17 protein-coding genes are annotated in these 19,467 nt (G+C 35.2%); 9 read left to right on the plus strand and 8 right to left on the minus strand.

Features of this window, described 5'->3' with window-relative positions; all coding sequences use genetic code 11:
* Together IEV69_RS13195 and IEV69_RS13200 are read left to right on the plus strand one after the other, a co-directional pair.
* Positions 1 to 314 (plus strand): hypothetical protein (locus IEV69_RS13195; protein ID WP_188443213.1); only part of this gene is annotated, 314 nt, incomplete at its 5' end.
* A 12-nt stretch (positions 315 to 326) separates the two neighbouring features.
* Positions 327 to 1,088: a hypothetical protein gene (locus IEV69_RS13200; protein ID WP_188443215.1), complete on the plus strand. Its 762-nt coding sequence runs from the start codon at positions 327 to 329 to the stop codon at positions 1,086 to 1,088.
* Positions 1,089 to 1,295: 207 nt separating this feature from the next.
* Here the strand turns inward: IEV69_RS13200 and IEV69_RS13205 are convergent, their stop codons facing one another.
* Both IEV69_RS13205 and IEV69_RS13210 read right to left on the minus strand, forming a co-directional pair.
* On the minus strand, positions 1,296 to 1,925 hold the full coding sequence (locus IEV69_RS13205; protein WP_188443217.1) for a response regulator: 630 nt from the start codon (positions 1,923 to 1,925) through the stop codon (positions 1,296 to 1,298).
* A 75-nt stretch (positions 1,926 to 2,000) separates the two neighbouring features.
* Positions 2,001 to 5,099, minus strand: a complete 3,099-nt coding sequence (locus IEV69_RS13210; protein WP_188443219.1) for a sensor histidine kinase — start codon at positions 5,097 to 5,099, stop codon at positions 2,001 to 2,003.
* A 63-nt stretch (positions 5,100 to 5,162) separates the two neighbouring features.
* Between IEV69_RS13210 and IEV69_RS13215 the strand changes: the two genes are divergently transcribed.
* The 5 genes from IEV69_RS13215 (at position 5,163) to IEV69_RS13235 (ending at position 10,267) form a co-directional block, all read left to right on the plus strand.
* Positions 5,163 to 5,867: a hypothetical protein gene (locus IEV69_RS13215; RefSeq protein ID WP_188443221.1), complete on the plus strand. Its 705-nt coding sequence runs from the start codon at positions 5,163 to 5,165 to the stop codon at positions 5,865 to 5,867.
* Positions 5,868 to 6,071: 204 nt separating this feature from the next.
* Positions 6,072 to 6,425, plus strand: coding sequence for a hypothetical protein (locus IEV69_RS13220; RefSeq protein WP_188443223.1), 354 nt, complete (start codon positions 6,072 to 6,074; stop codon positions 6,423 to 6,425).
* 34 nt (positions 6,426 to 6,459) lie between these two features.
* Positions 6,460 to 7,848: a TlpA family protein disulfide reductase gene (locus tag IEV69_RS13225; RefSeq protein WP_188443225.1), complete on the plus strand. Its 1,389-nt coding sequence runs from the start codon at positions 6,460 to 6,462 to the stop codon at positions 7,846 to 7,848.
* A gap of 480 nt (positions 7,849 to 8,328) precedes the next feature.
* Positions 8,329 to 9,120 carry an alpha/beta hydrolase family protein gene (locus IEV69_RS13230; protein WP_373283677.1) on the plus strand — a complete coding sequence of 264 codons (792 nt, stop codon included), beginning with the start codon at positions 8,329 to 8,331 and terminating at the stop codon, positions 9,118 to 9,120.
* Positions 9,121 to 9,487: 367 nt separating this feature from the next.
* Positions 9,488 to 10,267 (plus strand): peroxiredoxin family protein, encoded by a 780-nt coding sequence (locus IEV69_RS13235; protein ID WP_188443229.1) that lies wholly within the window; start codon positions 9,488 to 9,490, stop codon positions 10,265 to 10,267.
* Positions 10,268 to 10,419: 152 nt separating this feature from the next.
* Here IEV69_RS13235 and IEV69_RS13240 read toward each other — a convergent pair whose 3' ends face one another.
* Positions 10,420 to 10,584 carry a hypothetical protein gene (locus IEV69_RS13240; protein ID WP_188443231.1) on the minus strand — a complete coding sequence of 55 codons (165 nt, stop codon included), beginning with the start codon at positions 10,582 to 10,584 and terminating at the stop codon, positions 10,420 to 10,422.
* Between the two features lie 35 nt (positions 10,585 to 10,619).
* On the opposite strand from IEV69_RS13240, the gene IEV69_RS13245 reads away from it, so the two are divergent.
* Entirely contained in the window at positions 10,620 to 11,735 is a 1,116-nt protein-coding gene (locus IEV69_RS13245; protein WP_188443233.1) for a DUF2914 domain-containing protein, read from the plus strand.
* A gap of 366 nt (positions 11,736 to 12,101) precedes the next feature.
* Here IEV69_RS13245 and IEV69_RS13250 read toward each other — a convergent pair whose 3' ends face one another.
* The 5 genes from IEV69_RS13250 to IEV69_RS13270 all read right to left on the minus strand — a co-directional run bounded on the left by IEV69_RS13250 (position 12,102) and on the right by IEV69_RS13270 (position 17,905).
* Positions 12,102 to 13,334, minus strand: a complete 1,233-nt coding sequence (locus IEV69_RS13250; protein ID WP_188443235.1) for a DUF418 domain-containing protein — start codon at positions 13,332 to 13,334, stop codon at positions 12,102 to 12,104.
* A gap of 78 nt (positions 13,335 to 13,412) precedes the next feature.
* Positions 13,413 to 14,894, minus strand: coding sequence for a serine hydrolase domain-containing protein (locus tag IEV69_RS13255; protein ID WP_188443237.1), 1,482 nt, complete (start codon positions 14,892 to 14,894; stop codon positions 13,413 to 13,415).
* A gap of 13 nt (positions 14,895 to 14,907) precedes the next feature.
* Positions 14,908 to 16,053: a retropepsin-like aspartic protease gene (locus tag IEV69_RS13260; RefSeq protein ID WP_188443239.1), complete on the minus strand. Its 1,146-nt coding sequence runs from the start codon at positions 16,051 to 16,053 to the stop codon at positions 14,908 to 14,910.
* A gap of 94 nt (positions 16,054 to 16,147) precedes the next feature.
* Entirely contained in the window at positions 16,148 to 16,879 is a 732-nt protein-coding gene (locus IEV69_RS13265) for a TMEM175 family protein (protein ID WP_188443241.1), read from the minus strand.
* Positions 16,880 to 17,029: 150 nt separating this feature from the next.
* Entirely contained in the window at positions 17,030 to 17,905 is an 876-nt protein-coding gene (locus IEV69_RS13270; protein WP_188443243.1) for a LytR/AlgR family response regulator transcription factor, read from the minus strand.
* Positions 17,906 to 18,319: 414 nt separating this feature from the next.
* Here IEV69_RS13270 and IEV69_RS13275 point away from each other — a divergent pair, with 414 nt between their 5' ends.
* Positions 18,320 to 19,459: an FIST signal transduction protein gene (locus IEV69_RS13275; RefSeq protein ID WP_188443245.1), complete on the plus strand. Its 1,140-nt coding sequence runs from the start codon at positions 18,320 to 18,322 to the stop codon at positions 19,457 to 19,459.
* The last annotated feature ends 8 nt before the right edge of the window (positions 19,460 to 19,467 follow it).

The following is a 19,467-nucleotide window of genomic DNA, read 5'->3' on the forward strand; positions in this document are numbered from 1 at the left end:
GATATCTCGAACAGTTAAAAAGTAGAGAATTGAATGCCAATACTGAAATCAAAACAATGTATGAACCTTACGTAAAAGAACACTATTATTGGATATGGAACAAAACAAATCCGTGGCATCGACAAGCTGAATTTTATAAAGACGACCCAAGAACTCTGGAGAATATTGATTTACAAAGTGTAATAAGTAACAAGCAATTAGAGGTAATGATAATGAATAGAAGATATCAATCGATATTAATTTTAGATTTCTATTCAAACACCATGAAACTTGCGAAAGATATCATTGCTGACATCAATAAAGAACAAAATTAAAATAACTATCCAATGATAAAATTCTTCCAAAAAATCCGCAAAAAACTCATTGAAGAAGACAATGTTCGAAAATATCTGCTTTACGCCATTGGCGAAATTGTGCTTGTGGTGATTGGTATTTTGATTGCACTTTGGATTAATAATCTAAATATAAACCATCAACTAAAAAAAGAACAGACAACGTTAATTACAAATCTAAAACAAGAACTCAATGAAAATTTGACCCAGTTTAATAATAGGACAAAACGATTAGCAGATCTTAATAGGAAACTTATTGAAGTCCTGAATTTTTCAGCGAGCGCACCTAAAAATACACCTTTAGATAGCCTTAAAACCTATACTACAAGTGTATTCACATTTCCAGCTGCAGTACTAAATAACTCTAGATTAAGTAGTGCAAAATCCTCGGGTAAGTTTAGTTTATTATCCGAAAATATCACAACATCACTTACAGATTATGAGACTTCAATTAATAATTACAGTAAATTTACAGAAATATCATCTTTGACATTTCAAGACGACTGGTCAAATTTAGTCATTAGGCTTAACTCTTTACAGCGTTTTCATACTATATACTATCCAGATACAGATCTTATAACACACCCAGAATTTGTTTTGGATGATGAAGCATTAAGCTTGTATTTAAAAGAACCTCAAACTTATGAACTGCTTCACAAATATTATGTGCAATCTATGGCAGAACAAGCTTGGTTAGAAGAATTGATAGATAGAATTAATTCTACACTAAAAACTATAGAACAAGAACAGTTATGATAAAATTCTTCCGAAACATCCGCAAAAAACTGATCGAACAATCCAAAGTTCGCAACTACTTCTTTTTTGCTATTGGCGAAATTGTACTTGTGGTGATTGGAAAGATGATTACTTAACAAATTGCCCCAACCCGCCCACTAGAGGGTTTTCTAGGTGGTATGCTCTTCTAAAAATAGCTCAATCCAAACTGTATTTTCAACTACCAATTCACAACTCCTTATTATAAGATTTCTTAATCAACTCCGCCTTGGAGTTGATTTCCAAAGCATTGTAAATATTCTTGATATGACTTCTGACGGTGTCTAAAGAAATAAACAAATCATCGGCGATCATTTTATAGCTTTTTCCGTTGACAATGCCTTTTACGATATCCAGCTGTCTTTTGGTGAGTTGATGTTTGTTTTTGGGAGCGTAATAATCAGCAATTTTTCTGGCAATAGCAGGCGACATATACGAACCACCATCAGAGACTACCTCTACCGCTTCTTTGATTTTTTGCAACGAACTGCGTTTGGAGACATACGAGCAGGCACCGGCACTCAGGGCTTTAAAAATCATGTCAGTTTCTTCAAAAGTGGTGAGGATAATGACATCTAAATCCGGTTTCAATACTTTCATTTCGGGCAAAGACTCCACACCCGTTTTTCCCGGAAGTTGGATGTCTAAGAGCAATATAAAATCGGTTTCACTTTCATGCTTGAGCCAGTCTTTAAAATCTTCTGTATTCCCAAAAGTTTTTAAAACCTGAACAGAACTTTGAAACCCAAAATAAGTGACCAAACTATCTAAAACCACAGGGTCGTCTTCTACGATGATGATGTTATTTATAATTTGCAATTGACGCTGTTTTAGATTGTACAAGTTATGGAAATAAAGCCAGGTTTGGTATCACATCATAATGTGAGATTATTATCAAGCTACATTGGGGATAAAAAGATAGATTCCAAAGCCATCTTCCAAATCAAATTTTAAATCGGCATTGATGCTTTGAGCCCTCATTTTCATATTGGCCAGACCGAATCCTGAAACCTGTTTTTTTACTTTTATATGACCATTGTCTTTTATGCTAAACTCACAATTTCCTTTGTTGATATTAAGCTTAATTTTAACCTGTTTAGCATCTGAATGTTTGATAATGTTGTTGATGGCTTCTTTGTAAATTAAATACAAATTTCTGCGACTATTAAAATTTATCTTTTTTTGAAGGTTGAGGTCATCTATATCTATTTGGTAAGAAATACCTGCCGGCAATAAAAGTTCTTCTGCCAACTCGTGCATGCGTTCTACTAAATTCCCCAAGGTGTCTCTTCGGCTATCTATACTCCACACCAAATCTCTCATGTGAGAAATGGTGCTTCTACTTAGGTGGGTAATCTTATGAAGTTTGTTTTTTTGATTAGGATTGGTGGCTTGCATTTCAAGCATTTCGGTTTGCATAGCCAACCCAGTCAACATAGAGCCCACGTCATCGTGTAGGTCGCTTGAAATTTTGGTGCGCAAGCGCTCCATTTCCATAGCTTGATGGAGACGATATTGAAAAACACTGTAAATAATTACCGCAATACAAAGAATCATCAAAAGTAAAAACCACCAGGTTTTATAAAAAATGGGGTTCACTACAATGGGAATCATCAATCCGGCTTTACTCTCATTCCCGTTGATATCTACGGCTTTTATTTTCAATTCATACGAGCCGGCTGGCAATTGGTTATAACGGATGCTGTTGGTGTGGCCTTGATAAAACCACTGATTTTCCAAACCTTCCATCTTGGTATAATAGCTATAATAGTCTTTATGGAAATAATCAGGAATTGACCAATCTACCTTCAAGTTGATGTCATAAGGCGATAAAACCACAGGTTTTTGATTCCATTTCGTTAGCTGAATGAGACTGTCTTTTTGTTGATTAAATAGTTCTATTTGGGTCAAATTCATAGCCGGTAAATCTCGCTTTTTCGATAGATTTTCAACTGAAAATTTGGTAATGCCATTCAGCCCACCAAAGTAAAATTGGTCGCTTTCTGATTTGTAAGCTGAGGTGTAGTTGAATTCATTGTGTGTTATACCATCTTGTTCAAAAAATTTTTGAAATGAATTTTTATCTAAATCAATAAGGTTTAAACCTTTATAGGTGGCTGCAATTATCTTATTCGTGTCTATTGTTAAAATGGATACCACATTGTCATTTGTCAATCCCCTTTCTTGATTGATCACTTGCAGCTGTTGGTTTTTTAAGTCTAAAATGTTGATGCCCCCCCCATAAGTGCCTATATAGAGCTTTGAATTTACCTCATTAAGACTTAAAATAATGTTTTTACTCAAAGCCGGTATTGAATGAATGGTATAGATTTTTTCTATGCTTCCATTCAGGTTTAGTTTCAATATCCCGTGATTTTGCGTTCCAACCCAAATGGTTTCCGGGTCAAGTTGGCTTTGTTCAAAACAACGAAGTATATACTGATCTTCTTTGGGGGGTGTTTTAAATAGGGGTTTGTAAGCCTTTGTCTCAGGTTGAATACGTATCAATTTTGAAAGCCGATGTCCGGTAAGCAGCTCTCCTGTATTCAATTGAATAATAGGGTTAGGCTCAGTGCCGTCTAGGAAAGGCTCAAATTGAGGAAAGGTTTTTATGGAAGTATCCTCAAAATTAATTTCGATGAGTTCATCGTTTACTGAATAGGCTTTGTTATTTGAAGTATCAGAAACAAAAAACTTAGCATTATGCAGTTTTAGACCTAAGTTTTTGAATGGAATAGGTTTGGCTGCATCGTTTTTGCTAATCTCATAAAGTTGCCATTCAGTTTCGCATAAGGCGGCCAAATTTCCGTTTTTTAAAGGAAATATACTCCTAAACGATCGGCCCCAACCCTCGTTTTTATTCTTAAGAATGCTTTGAAAGTTTTGCAGGTTTTGTTTGACTTTTATCAAGCCATTGTCTGTTGCTATCCATAACAAATTTGTAGCATCAATGAACAGATGATTGATGTTCTCGTAGTCTAGTTTTGCATTGATATCGGTTGTATAATTTTTGATTTCACCTGAAGGATTGAGATAAAACAGCTCTTTTTTTGTTGCAAACCAGATACCGCCATTTGTATTTTCAACCGCTTTATAAAAGGGTTCCTGATGTTTAAAAAGTGTACCAATAAACTCAAAATCTTCATACAAATCTATACCGCCCGAGCTTATGGGAAAGTAATAATGTTGCCCTTTAGCATTAAAAAAAGATTCCCCAAAATGCAAGTCTTTTCCAAGCCAGTCATAAGTGTCTAAAATTTTGTTGTCCAGAATCAATCCATTTTGATCAAAAAGCGTTACCCCATGGTTGATGGTCGCCCAACAGATAGTATTCTTTGGGGTCAATTCTAATGAGGTAAAGCCAGTGGTATTTCTTTCATAAGATTTGATAAGCTCTATTTGCTCACCATCATATTTTTTCAATAGTTGAACAGGTTTTGAATTGGGTTTTTCCACTCCTTCTATCAGCCATAAATTATTGTTTTTATCCAATAAAATTTCAATGACTTTTCCTTTTATTTCTTCGACAATGCGTTGATGAGAAATGAAAGTTTCACTCTTTAGAGAGAATGCAAACAATCTGTCATTTGCAATATACCAGAGCGTTTGCCTTAAAGGGTTATATTGAAATTGTTTGATGTCTTCAAAAGGAATAAAGTTTGGATTGTTTTTATTGCTGTTAAAAATTGTGAAGGTATTGCCATCATATTTTATGATGCCTTGTTCGGTGCCAAGCCACATAATACCATCGGTGTCTTGTAGTATCGCTTTAACATTTCGATTGTGCAATCCATTTTCTGTAGTCAGGGTTTTGACCTGAATGGTATTTTGGGCAAAGAGAAACGGATTCATGCTACAGAAACCAAAACAGATGACCAGTATTAAAGCTTTCGCATTCAAAACAATAGGATTTGTATTATCAAATATACTATTTCCTTCTAAAACCACATCAAAATGTGATTGACGGGATTTGATATCTAGTCTAACTTGCACCAAACTAACTAAAAATATACTATTATGAAAAAAGCATTACTGATTTTATTAGTCTTACCGCTTATGGCTTTAGGACAAGAAGAAGAAAGAGGAAGAATCATGGCATTTATGGAGTTTACCGTCAAACAAGGACATAGTGCTCAATTTGAAGACGGTATGAAAAAACTGAAAGCCTGTTATAATGATAACGGCGGTGAAGATGGTTGGACTGTGTGGAAACGTGTTCAGGGAGAAGGCAGTGTGTATAACGTTGTAAGTGCTATGGATAACTGGGCAGAAATGGATGAAGTTGACGAAGGATGGAAAGGCTGTTATAATATTATTAGGAACTTTACCGCGCCTCATGTTGAAAAAGTAAAGCGCAGTTTCGCAAGACAACTACCTAAATGGAGCCAAAAAAACCACGAGGGTCCACACAAACTTGTCCAGGTGTCTAGCTTTATAGTCAATAACAACACCCTTTTTAGCGAAGCTATTAAAGAGTATATTGATATTATGACTGAGATGGACGAAGATCTCTCAGGGTATTGGTCATATAGTATGGGTGTTGGTAAAGATGGTGCTGATTATACTTTGGCGAGTTTTTATAAAGATTATGCCGCTTTAGATGAAACCAGTAACCTATTTGAAAAATATGAAAAAGCCAATGGAAAAAAGAAAGCCGATGAGATGCGGGATCGAATGAAAAAAGCCGGTGAAAAATGGAGTGAAGCAATTGAAGATTCATGGGGCTATATATGGGAACGCAAACCGGAATTATCTAACTAAACCGGTCTATTCTTTTATATAATTTACCTAAAACTGGGCTAAGAATTCATCTCAGCTCAGTTTTTAATAGTTCCACAAAGCTTAAGTCTCATTTCCAACACCTATTGATTGAAGCATCTTACTCTTGAAGACCCATTTTCATAGCTATGCCAACCTTAAAAATACAGACCCTATTTAAATAAATCATTTTAAAATTCTGTTACAATGAAAACAAAGTATTTAAAAAAGACACTATTTCTTTTCATGCTATGCTTTTCTTTATTGAGTTGTAAAGAGCGGATGAAAACAGTTGGAAGTTTTAAGTTAAACTCAGAACTTACAACCGCTTACAGTACTATGTATTCAAAAGAGAACCGCAATCATACCAATTTTATGTATACTGATAAGGTCAACTTAGACGCTCAGGCCGAAGACGTAATTAAAATTTTAAAAGTGGCTGACCAAAGAGCAAAAAACTACAAAAAACAACTTCCAAAATATGCTTGGTTTATTGTAGAGGATGTAGCTTTGATTGAATCTATTATTGAAGTTGAATTGGAAGGGTATACATTTGAATAGTTTTTAAAACTACTTAAATCAAAGAAGTAAACTTATGAAAACACGAATTACACTGGGATTTGCAATGGTGCTCCTCTGTTTATCCTGCCAGAAAAAACAAGAAATCCCTAATGAGGTTTCAATAACAGGTCAAATTGAAAATCACAACGAAACAGTTTTGAAGTTTCAAGAGTTTATGGGTAAAGGAACATGGTTTACTGAAATAGAGGTGCAGGATGGAACGTTTGCGCTAAACCTACCCCTAGATAAACCTGCTATCAAAACGTTGACCTTTGGGAGTATGTTCAAAACTATTTATTTACAGCCGGGAGAATCCTTAGAAATTTCATTTGATGCTTTAAAGATTGACAGCAGTTATAACTATGGCGGAAGTTTGGCTGTAGAGAATGTATTGTTAGACTTAATAAGAAAAAAAATCAGAAAGGTAGATTATAATTATGTTTACAATGAGTCCTTAGAAAATGCCGGTAAATACCTAGATTCTATGTCATCTGCAAACAAAGAATACATTGAAGAATTGATTGGGAACCAACCACTATCAACTGATTTTGAAGAATATGCAAAAGCGATGGTTGCGTACAATAATGCAGCACTTAAAATAATGTTAGGCGAACGAAAAGAGGAGCAACCCAAAAACTATTATGATTTCATCAATCAATTGTCATTAGAGAATGAAGATTACCTTAATATTTGGGAATATCGCTTTTTTTTAAGTAACTATATTGAGATGAAAGCCAACAAACGCTTAAATAAGATGGATTCTGTTAAAATAGCTGAACCCGATGCACTTTTTGATGAAAGCTTAGGTGTGATTAAAGCATTTAAAAATGAGAATATAAGAAACTACGCACTATTTAATGCGCTGAATATGAGACTGAGAGAGAAAGGTCTTGTAGGTTTTGAGAACTACTACACTTATTTTAAAGAGCATAACAAAGATCCTCATTATGCAGAGCACTTGAAATTACTTTATGAGAAAAAGCAATTGTTAGCACCGGGACAACCGGCGCCAACATTCACACTTGAAGATGTTGATGGTAATCTGGTTACATTAAATGACTTTAAAGGTAAGTATGTATACATCGATTTTTGGCAAACCCTCTGTCCGCGTTCAGGACGTGAATTACCCTATTTATTAAATCTACATTCAGATTATGAACATGAAAATATTGAATTTGTGAGTATCTCAGTAAATGAAGACGAGAATGTATGGCGTGACTATGTCAAGAAAAATAAAAATATGGGAACCAGTCTCATAGTTCCACAATCTTGGGATTCTAAAACCTACACAGACTATCAAGCTTTTGGGTTACCCACCTTCATATTGATTGATACAGAAGGAAAAATTATTGATCCAAAAGCAGCCAAACCTTCATCAAAAGAAATCAGGGAAACTTTTGATCAACTTTTAAAGAGCAGCTGACTTCGGGTTACCAACCTGGTTGCTAACTCCCAGCCCAAATAGACACGGAGTGCACCTTTGCCTACAGAATGATGGTTCCTATAAAAAATTAAAAATCAATGAATTAAGTTTACGGTTGTGCGTTGTAAGATCAAATATTTATATTTGAGTACTCCCTAAAAACATGTTGTTTATATGACTTATAGAGTGTATAAACACTATTAAAACCTAAACAGTAGCACATAAGAAATTGATAGCAATAACCGGAGATTTTTTTTTGATATACTTATGTCGAACACAATTTAAAAAAACCACACTATGAACTATTTAAAGTCAATTATCCTAGTTCTATTTACTGTATCAATTCAAGCACAAGAATCTAATCTTTTAATAAAAAAAGATTTGATTAACGATTGGTCAAATTATCCAATATTTCCTTATTTGATAGATTCTACAAGTGCTGATAAACAATGAAAACCTGAATTTAAATATCTAGACAGTATTGAAGTTTATGGCATCACTTACATCAGTGACGGTTTAAAAATTAAAGGATTAATGGCTAAACCTAAAAAAGATGGCAATTACCCTTGTGTGATATATAATCGTGGAGGAAATAGAGATTTTGGCTCACTGAAAGTTGCTCATGGCGCGATAACTCTTGGGCAAATAGCAAAAGAAGGATATGTTGTAATAGCAAGTCAATACAGGGGAAATGGTGGTAGTGAAGGAAAAGAAGAATTTGGCGGAAAAGATGTTAATGATATAACTATACTACCAACAGTCCTAAAAGAAATACAAGGAGCAGATACTGAAAGAATAGGCATGTATGGCTGGAGTCGAGGTGGAATGATGACATACATCGCATTATCAAAAATGGATGAAATTAAAGCTTCTGTTGTTGGTGGAGCATTATCAGATGCATTAAGCATGATGGAAGATAGACCTGAGATGGAAAAAAATGTTATTGCAGAACTGATTCCTAATTATGTAAATAGTAAAGATATTGAAATTGAGAAAAGGTCTGCTATAAAATGGGCAGATAAATTTCCTAAAGACGTTCCTATTCTTATGTTACACGGAAATGCTGATTGGCGTGTAAAACCCGAACAAAGTCTAAATTTAGCATTGGAATTTGAAAAATATAGAATTCCATACAGGCTAATAATGTTTGAAGGAGGAGATCACGGAATATCTGAACACAGGGAAGAAGTTGACAAACAGGTGATTAATTGGTTTAATAGGTTTTTAAAAAATAACGAGGAATTACCTAATATGGAGTATCATGGAAGATAAAAACTGTTTACACCCTATGATTTATGGCGAGAGAAGTGCTAAATCGAAAATTTTTGAATTTTTAGAAGTTAATTTATAAACCGAAACTTTGGCACTTCTTAACCGCTTACTTTTCAGATACCAAGCGTTGGCAAAAAATGTAAAAGATATGTATATGATGTATATTTACACTAACTAATAAAATTATGCCTAGACAAAGTATAGCATTTACAAAACCAAATGACAAATATCTGAAAAAGTCAAATTGAGAATTCTGTGATTTGTTTATTTTTTTAGTGCCTAACCAAACAACTAACTTTACACATAAACCTTAGCGGAAATTACAGATAAAAATCAAACAAATAACTTTCACCAAACTAACAACATTATGAAACAGCAAAAAAACATATTTCGTGTAATTTTAGCATTGGTCCTCTGTGCTTTGATTCTCCCTTGTACTGCGCAAGATTCCAAAAGTGGAAACCCTGAGATGCACCACGCTGAGGCAGATCCCGAGAATGACTATGTAACCGTGAAGTCTTGGGAGCACCAGCGTGAGCTTTTCATTGAGAAAGGAATGTCTGAGGCAAAAGCCGATTCCATAATCGCAGAATATTTAAAGTATCTTACAGATATGGATAGAACTGCAGGTGATGACCGCATCGGTGTTCAGGCACCTCCATTCAGGTTTGATGGATGGCTCAACTCCGAACCTCTTACTTTGGAAGACCTTAAGGGAAATGTTGTGTTGGTTCGTTGGTTTACTGACACCTGTCCCTTCTGCGCAAGTAGTACCCCTGCGCTTAATCAGCTGTACGAAGAATACGCTGACAAAGGCCTTAAGATGATTGGTGTTTTCCATCCTAAAGCCGGTATAGATGATCCTTTAGATAAAGAGCGGGTAAATCGTGTGGTGGAAGCTAGAGATTTTAAGTTTCCGATCGCTATTGACTGGGATTGGCGCAATAAAACACTAAAGGACTGGTGGTTGACAGGTCCTGATCGACCGGGCACTTCTGTGACATTTATACTGGACAAGTCCGGGGTAATACAGTTCATTCATCCCGGCATGGAATATCACGAAGACAATGGTTCAGAGCTGCACACAATGTGCGCGAGTGACATGGGTCGTATCCGAGCTGCAATAGAGCGGCTCATCGCTGAATAAATAGTCAGTGATGACAGATTTTACATTTTTGATGGAACTAACAAGGCCGTGGTTATAAACAGAACCTTGCGAGGAATTAGAATCAGTTGCACTTTGACGTTATTTGGGATGGAAGTGAATATAAGGAACTAACAAAAATAACTACCCCGCTCTCAGAAGTCTCTGACTTCGGAGCATACCAATTGCGATAAAGCTACCAAAGCAATGCTGCCATCTCCTGACGGCATTCCCATAATCCATTTACAGTCCCCCACCCCAACAGCCCCATACTCTCTACTGTAATTTCGATTGCTTACTTTATTTAAGAATAATATCAAGGGAAATACGCTACTTTTGTCGCGACTGCAATCGTATGAAAAGAACTTTAGTAAGATATAGAAACAGTGCTTTTGGAAAGACTGTGATTCGCAATCAAAAGTACGCCCCCATTCTTTTTTTTATGGGTGGCTTTATTTTTGACACCTTGACTTTAGGGCGTATAGATCGTGTTTATGATACGGTGGTACTTTGTTCGCATATGACCTTATTATCGGTAACGCTTTATATGTATAATTTAGCGGATGACGGCACCTTGAAAAACGCTTTTATCGAGCGTTATTCTGACTATTTTCCGCTCGCCATACAGTTCTTCTTTGGAGCACTTTCAAGTGCTTTTGTCATCTATTTTTTTAGAAGTGTATCCTTGTCAAAAACGATGTTTTTTTTCATACTACTGGTGCTCCTCTTATTTGCAAACGAGTTTCTTAAAAGGAAAATCTCCAATAAATACCTCCTGTTCAGTGTTTATTTTTTTATAAGTTTTACCTTTTTCACCTTTATGATTCCCACGCTGATAAAGGAAATGAACACCTTTATTTTTATTATTTCCGGACTTGTAAGTTTAGGGTGTACGCTGGCTCTCATCCTGTTTATTTACACGTCAAGCCCAAGCACAAGAGCAGAAATAAGTCTAAAAAAACTAATCAGCGGTATCCTTTCTATCTATTTAGTAATCAATGTTTTTTACTATTTCAATTTGATTCCACCGGTACCGCTGGCTATGGAAACCGGGTTGGTGGCTCATGATGTTCAGAAAAAAGATAACGAATACATCGTAACTTACGAGAAGGATGAATGGTATATATTTTGGCGTACTCACAACATCAATTTTCATCGTCAGGGGGATGAAAGTGTCTATGTGTTCACTTCTGTTTTTGCACCTACAGATATAAAAAAGTCCATTTTTCATCGCTGGCAATGGTACAACCCCGAAACCAAAAGTTGGGAAATAACCGAGGACATTGGCTTTGAGGTTACCGGTGGGCGTGGGCGTGGTTTCCGTGGATATACTTATAAAAACAACCTAACGGAAGGCCAATGGAAAATTCATATAATTACGAAAGAAGAACTGATACTTGGTGTTGTCGATTTTGTAGTTAAAAACACTTCTGAACCCAACAGAAGAAGAATGGTAAATAAATCATTTTAAAAACTGTTTTCCTCAATCATAGGACTGTAAACTATATGGTGCTTTAGGATTAAATATCCGTAAAAATCTTCTTTAAAAACACAAAACTAACACATATTTAAATTTGCCATAGGCGAGGACGAGCTTGTGGTTCATTAGATAAGAAATTCAAGAAAAGTAGTGAAAAATTTGATTCAATAAACCCTCAATTGATTTTTTTGATAAATATTTTTCGTGTTTTGAAATATTTTAATCCCTCTCTATTCAACACGGAAATTTTCTATGAAAGAAAAATCAATAATAAGGGAAAATCCAGTATCCATTCAATTTTCTCTAGAGCAAGATTCACCGAAGGTTTTCATCTGACTCTCGCCCTTATTGTAATCACTAAAGTTTATTTTCTCTTTGCATTGGCTGCATTTTTCCATATGTAAGAGAACGCCATAGCCATTCCAGCGGTCCAAATTGAAAACGATCCAACCAAGCCTTTGACCATACATATTGGATGATCCAAATAAACAACGTGATTAGTAACTGAATACTTCTATCTATTTGTCCGAATAGACCAAAACCAATACCATAAAATATAAAAACACAAATAACAGACTGTGCTATATAATTTGTTAAAGCCATTTGGCCAATAGCTGCAAATCGTTGTTTCACAGTCAAGCCTATTTTAGATTGACTTATCAACATGATGATGCATATGTATCCAAAACCTACGAACAGACTGCCGTAGTAGTTGTACTGAGAACCGAAAAACATAGAGTATTCAAAACTCCAGTTGGCATCAAAATTCTTAACCATCCCATATATCACTATCGGAAACCCAATCAACCAGGATATTAGCAATCCTCGTAAGTAGAATTTTTTGCTTTTCAATGCTTGCAGGATTTTCCATTTATATAAGGCCATACCAATCAGCATGAGCCCTCCGGCCCGCCATAAAAATAAGATCGGAAACACGAAAGTTTCCATAAATAAAGCCGATGCTGAATTATGTTTGATTTGCATAAAAAGCGGTCCTGTGACAGCTTCAATTTCGCTGTTGATTTCATTTTGATTTGGTATCCAGCTGTCTTTTATGGATGCCAATGCTTCTTTTGGCATATGCTCCAATGATGCTCCAAAAAACCAATAAATCAATGTATGAATAGAGATGAAAACCATACCCACAATGAACAGACTTAAAGGGCTTTTTTTGCGGAAAAAATAAACAAATAATGCGCAAATGACATAGGGAACCAATATGTCCCCGTACCATATAATGTGAGCATGAATAATACCGATTACCAATAACCAAAATGTTCTCTTATAATGCAGACCTGCAGAGCTTCCATGCTTTGTTTCGACCTTTTGAGTAACCAGAAGAATGCCTGCACCAAACAGTATGGAGAAAATAGTCATGAATTTTTGATCTGCAAACAAATGAGATACGATCCAAACCCACTTGTTTATGCCTTCCAAGTCACCGTATGCCGTTGGATTCATATAGGCGGCTCCCGGCATTGCAAAGCTCTGAATATTCATAATTAAAATGCCTAGTATAGCAAAGCCTCTGAGAATATCCAGACTCTTTATGCGCTCACTTGAATTTATCGGGGAAAAATCTTGTGTCATAATATTTCTTTTAAAAAATTAAAAGGACTTCATAATATCAACGAAATCAATAAAGGTTAAACGAGTTCATTGAAAAAACTACTTTATCTTCATAAAGGTTTCCCTTTGATGAAATAAGCTAACCACCTTTCCTTCTTTCAGATTAAAACCAATGATAGTTCCTGAACCTGGCACTAACTCTACCCGCATCGTATTTTCAGTAGGGAATGGAGTTGCTATAGTTCTTAAATTTCCCGCCATCACTACAAATTGTCCCTCCTCATATAGTATTTCTACTGAACCGTATTTTTCGCTGGTGAATATTCCCTCATATTGTGCTTCGGGTAGCGATAAATTCCATGTTCGTTCCGCCATCTTTTGCTCATGGTCAAGTTGTGCTTTGCGTTCTTGAGCAAGTGCCTTCGGCACTTTTTTGTTAAGAATTTTCTCTGCTTTTTTAAGCTCTTTTTTGTTTCCCAAATACAAATTATAAGCATATTTCGAAACTAAGTTAGCGGCAGTCATGCCCATATCTGTATTTGTGAAAATCGCCATGCCTATATTTTTTTTGGGAATGAATGAATAATGGGCAAAATAACCCGTGTATCCCCCAAAATGATACACGATTCTTTCCTTTTCAAATTCACCAATCCTCCAACCACTTGCGTAGCCGTTTCCGTCAAAAACTCGCACATATTCGTGCTTTGCATCCACTTGTTGTTGGTAAGAATTTTCAACTAAGTCTTCTGGATAAACACCTTTACCTTTTCCCAAATAAAACTGTAAAAACTTAGAAGCATCTTCAATATTGGTCATCAGTCCTCCTGCTGCGTGCATCAATGCATCTTTTTTTTGCAAAGGAGAAACGCTTACTTTTCCTCGGAACACGCCACTATGCGGACGCGCTAATTTTTCAGCGGGTACTTTAGAGGCATACGCTGTACTATTTTCCATGCCTAGGGGCTGAAAAAGTTTTTCGTCTAATAATTCTTTCCAACTTTTGCCCAATTCGGCTTTTAGCAAATAGTCTAACAAGTAGTAGCCAAAATTAGTGTATTCAAAGGCTTTGCCTGCTTCGTTTTTTTGTGTTTCTTCTTCTATGAGCTGCAAAACTTCAGCCTCAGTATATTCGCCAGTATATGCCAAACGAAAGGAAAGATAAGGGTTATCAATACCGCTTTGGTGAGAAAGTAAATCCAAAATGGTAATATTCTGGAAAACTTCTTTTCTTTTAAAATCCTTAAACGGCTTATAGTCTAGGATAGGGGCATTGAGATCGATAATTCCCTCTTCTGCCAATATATGGGCTAAAAGACCGTTAAAGGCTTTTGTGCAGGAAGCAATGTAATAAACACTTTGATTTGTAGCCGCTTGTTGCTTCTCCCAATTGGCATAGCCAAAGGTTTCTTGATATAAAATCTCCTCGGCACTTACTATGGCAACGCTCACTGAAGGCACAATTTCAGATGTTTTTAAGTTATTTTTAATGAAGGAGTTGAGCAATTGGTTAGTATTTGTTTGGGCCAAAAGTGGTATAGAAAATAAAAATGAAATGATTAAAGTTGAGATTGATTTTTTCATGTTGTTTTAAAATTTATTTAATTTTCACAATAGAGCCGTTCATTTTCTCAATAATTAGATTATCCTTTTCAAGTAATCTTCCGACATTCATCACAAAATCACAGTGTGAATTGAATAAATCGTTGGGCTTTTTTCCATTAACAGAGAGCAGGCTTTCTCCAAGTTGGAAGAGCAAATTGGGCGTAGTGCGGCTTACCATCCAAAGTGAATCGTTTTGAATCGACACCAAAAAACTATGAGGTTCAGCTATGAAAATTTGTTTCTTTTTTTGTAAATAAATTTTCTTAGTATCATAATTGATAATCACTTCAAAATGTTTTAGAAATTCATTACCTAAAAGCGCTTTATTGAGTGAAGAAAATTCAACCGGAATTTGTGCTTTAGCCCCTCCCACATTTACCGATAAATTTTTGACGAGTAAGGAATCGGTATTTGTGCCATAAATTCCCGAAGTAGATTGGTCCTGAATTATCTTCGACTCGATATTTTTAAAATGATTAGCTACCGATAGAGGCAAAACCAACCCGCCATTATAGCCTACATCAAATAAAATATTTTCTACCTTTTTGCCTTCAATTTCAAGGTTGATGGTAGGTGTACCTGAGAGTAAAGGGCGTTTAAATGGCAAAACATAGCTGTCACCTTCTACCTCAAAAGGGCTATCAGAGAAGTGTATAAGTTGGTTTTCATAGTCTATTTTCCAATGTGCCAATTTGATGAGGTTGGCTCCAATAATACCGCTATCTGCAATGCAAGGACTAGCAGAAGTAGTTGCATAAGTTAATTTACCTGCACCAATATTGTAAAAAGTTGATTCGCCGAGTTTTAAAGAGTCAATCTGTACAACCTCTATTTTTTGACTAATTCCTTGAGCTGTACTGTTAGTTTTTTCTGCAATTATTTCTAATCCCAAATTGTCTGCTAGTGAACTTTCTAATTTACTATTAAAAGCCCCTGTGTCAAAAATAAAATCTAAAGGCTGTTGTTTGCCATTGATTTGCGCCTGTACAACGATTAAATCCTTTTCAAAACGAAAGGGAATACTATCTGTAAAATTCCCACGCTCCAAATCGCCCGATGTGAGCAGATTGACATTTTTAAGGTAGTTGCAAGAGGTCAGACAAATTATGCTAATGAGTAAAATATTTAAGTTTTTCATTTGAATTTTTAAAGTAAGATTTTATATGTCTAATATTCAATGTGTTATGATGCATTGAGTTGATTTTAAGAATAGCATTATTGATTCTTTACTTTCATAACCTTTTTTTTCTATAGCGTTGATGGATAAATAATGCAATGGGAATTAAAAGATATATTAAACTTGAATATAAAAACCCATCTTTTTTAAACATCAATACAAACAGTATAGATAAAACTGTAATGCTTACTAAAATAAGGTATTCCTGAATAGAAGTTTGAGTTTTATATACCTCCATACGGTTTAAATCAAGCTGCGATTTTCTCTGTTTTGCATTCATATATAATAACATAAAAATGAAATAAATGGCTAAAAGTCCAAATCCAAATCGCAACATTATATCAGACCATTGTTCTACCTCTAAATCTGCTTGCTTTAAGTTTGTTACAGCCAATTGTAAGCCATCTGAATGATCTCCTAAGGAACGTTTTATTTTAACAAAGAGGACGGTTCCTAAATAAGAAAACAGGTACTTCATAGGATAGATGTAATAGAGCAAAACAAATACAAGCAAAAAATTAAGCAGGATTGTTTTTTTATCTTCCAAACCATATCTTAAAAAGAATGTTTTATGTTCATTCCAAATACTAAAAAGTAATAAAGCGCAGAAAATAAAACCGAAAAAACTATACATAGAAGCTTGAAGTTCTACATAAGTTTTAGGTACTTCAGAAGAAATCACTAACAAGGTTATCGAAAAACCAAAAATGATATCAGTTAATGTTTCAAATCGTGAACCATGTATCCCTCTATATTTAAAGCCATCTGTGGAAATATTTTTATTCATACTTTCTTAATTTAATTTTTCCATCAATATATTCCGCTAAATTTGATGGCACAAAATTGAATTAAAATCTACTAAATTACAGGCTGAAATCACCTTTTGGGAAGAATGGTCACTTATTTGTGACAAACGGGAATATGTAGCAGCTTCTAGTTAACTATTTAGCTGAAGAAGTTGAAGCAGCCTCTCAGATTTGGAGCGAGAGACCGGGATTTTTTCTTCAATATTTTCTAAAATAAGTTCAAAATTTCGGGCATTCCCTTCTACTTTTTGAATATGATGCAGGCTTACTAAGAAACGGTTGTGGCACCTAAAAAAATCAAAATCAGCTACTTGTTCTTCAATCGTTTTCAGGCTATTTCTTATGAGTTCTTTTTGTATTTTTTGGTTTTGATAATAAAACACCTCAACATAATTACCTTCAGACTTTATAAAGCACACGTCTATGGGGGTCACCTGCAAGGCAATTTTATTGTTTTCTGCCACCAATACTATTTTATCCGGTAAAGTAGTGTTCCGTTTTTTTTGAGGTGATGGAGATTTTCTTTGGAGTAGTTCTTGATTCAATCGCTCCGCTTGTCTCCTTTTTATTTTTTGATGTTGACTTTGCTCATAAAGCACCAATATAAGAACAGGAAAGAAGCTAATTGCTACTGTTCTCAAAACAACCAGCTGAAATAATTCAAATCTGTCGGCTTGAGGGTTAAGATTTAAAAAAAGCACAAATAGCACTAATGAAATCACTGTTAAAACAAAAAGAATAAGTAAAATTTCTTTCTTAACAGTCCAGTTTTCTTCAATGGTTTTGAGAAAATATCTTTTTATTACAGAAACACAAAAAAAGACAGTTATACCAACAAATACAGCAAAAAAGACACTCCAAAGAATCAACTGATTTGTATGAAAAGTATCAAATTCAAAAGGCTTGAGAATCACTAAAATTAAAAAAGTGATCATTGAAGGCAACAAAACACTGTACCGATTAAAAATAAAAGGATGTGGCTTATACAGTATTTTTTGAATTTTCATTAAAAAGTAAATAGTGGTCTATTGCATATAGTGTCCAAAATCAGTCAGTCCTAAAACTAAATTTTGGTTCTTGAGAATCGAATATATGAAAATTTAGTGGATGGCTACCCGAATATTTAATTCTCATCTTGAGGTTTTTAGACATTTTAACGTCTCGCGCATAACATAAGTTGCAAGCTAAAATATGCAAGAATTTTAAATTTGCTCTCGGTGAAAAGCAGTGAAAAATTTGATTCAATAAACAGATAATCGATTGCTCTGAAAAAGATTTCCCCCGCTTCGGAAAGTTTTAAAGCGGCTTTATCCAACGCAGTAATATTCTATAAATTAATTCCATAACTTTAACATACTCCCCAAAAGAAATAGTTCAAAGTCATTTTATCAATTGCATTTTTTTAAATAATATCAATTTCTATGAAAGCTAAAACCATAAAGGAAGAATCTCCTGAAGACATCAAAACTGCTTTGGCAAAAAGCATTGATGATGATTTTAAACCAACATTGGCAATTGTCTTTATGTCCTTTAAGAAGGATATTAATGCTGTGTGTGAATTATTAAATGATGAAGGGATTCAGATTTTTGGTGCTACCTCTGCCGGTGAATTTATTGATAGCGAAATTGAAGATGAAAGTATCGTAATTATGCTACTTGATATAAATCCATCCTATTTCAAAATAATGTTTCTGGAAGCCGGAGAACATTCTGAATTTGAAATTGCAAAACAGCTGGGTGTAGAGGGAAAAAAGACCTTTGCAAATGCTGCTTTTATCATTGCATCAGGATGGAGCAATGAGATAGATGGTGAAGAAGTAATCAATGGCATTGAAAATGGTTTCGGAGGCGGTGCTACCATTTTTGGCGGGATGGCGGGTGACGACCTTACCTTAACGGGACCCAAAGCGTTCACACATGGAAAAAGTAGTGTCACCGGATTGGTGGCACTAATTTTAGACCAGGATAAAGTGGAAGTATCTGGGGTCGCGACTTGTGGTTGGAAACCCATTGGAATCACAAAAACCGTAACCAAAAGTGAGGGAAATGTTGTTTACACCATCGATGATAAGCCCGCACTGGATCTGGTCGCTAAATATTTGGGTCTCAATCTGGACAAAAAATTCAACAACACTGTCTTTGATCTTGGTGGTTATTATCCACTACAATTGGAAAGAGAAGGTGCGCCACCAGTAATGAGAACCGCACAGATGGGGAATATTGAAAACCGTTCACTAATATGCGCCGGGAATGTTCCTCAGGGTTCAAAAGTTCGTTTTTCATTGCCGCCTGACTTTGATGTGATAGATACTGTTGTTGAAGAATGCAATGAAGTTAAAAGTGAACAGCTTCAGGAAGCCGATGCCGTCATTATGTTTTCATGCATCAGCAGATATTTGTCATTCGGTGTGATGACCAGCGAAGAAATCAAAAGAGTAAAAGAAGTTTGGAACGCGCCACTCGTAGGTTTTTTTACCTATGGCGAATATGGCAAAGCAAAAGGCGGACAACATGAATTCCATAACAATACTTGCTGTGTAGTAGCATTGAAAGAGAAATAAAATTAATT

The organism is Planktosalinus lacus (genome assembly GCF_014640155.1).
GTDB classification, from domain to species: Bacteria; Bacteroidota; Bacteroidia; order Flavobacteriales; family Flavobacteriaceae; genus Planktosalinus; species Planktosalinus lacus.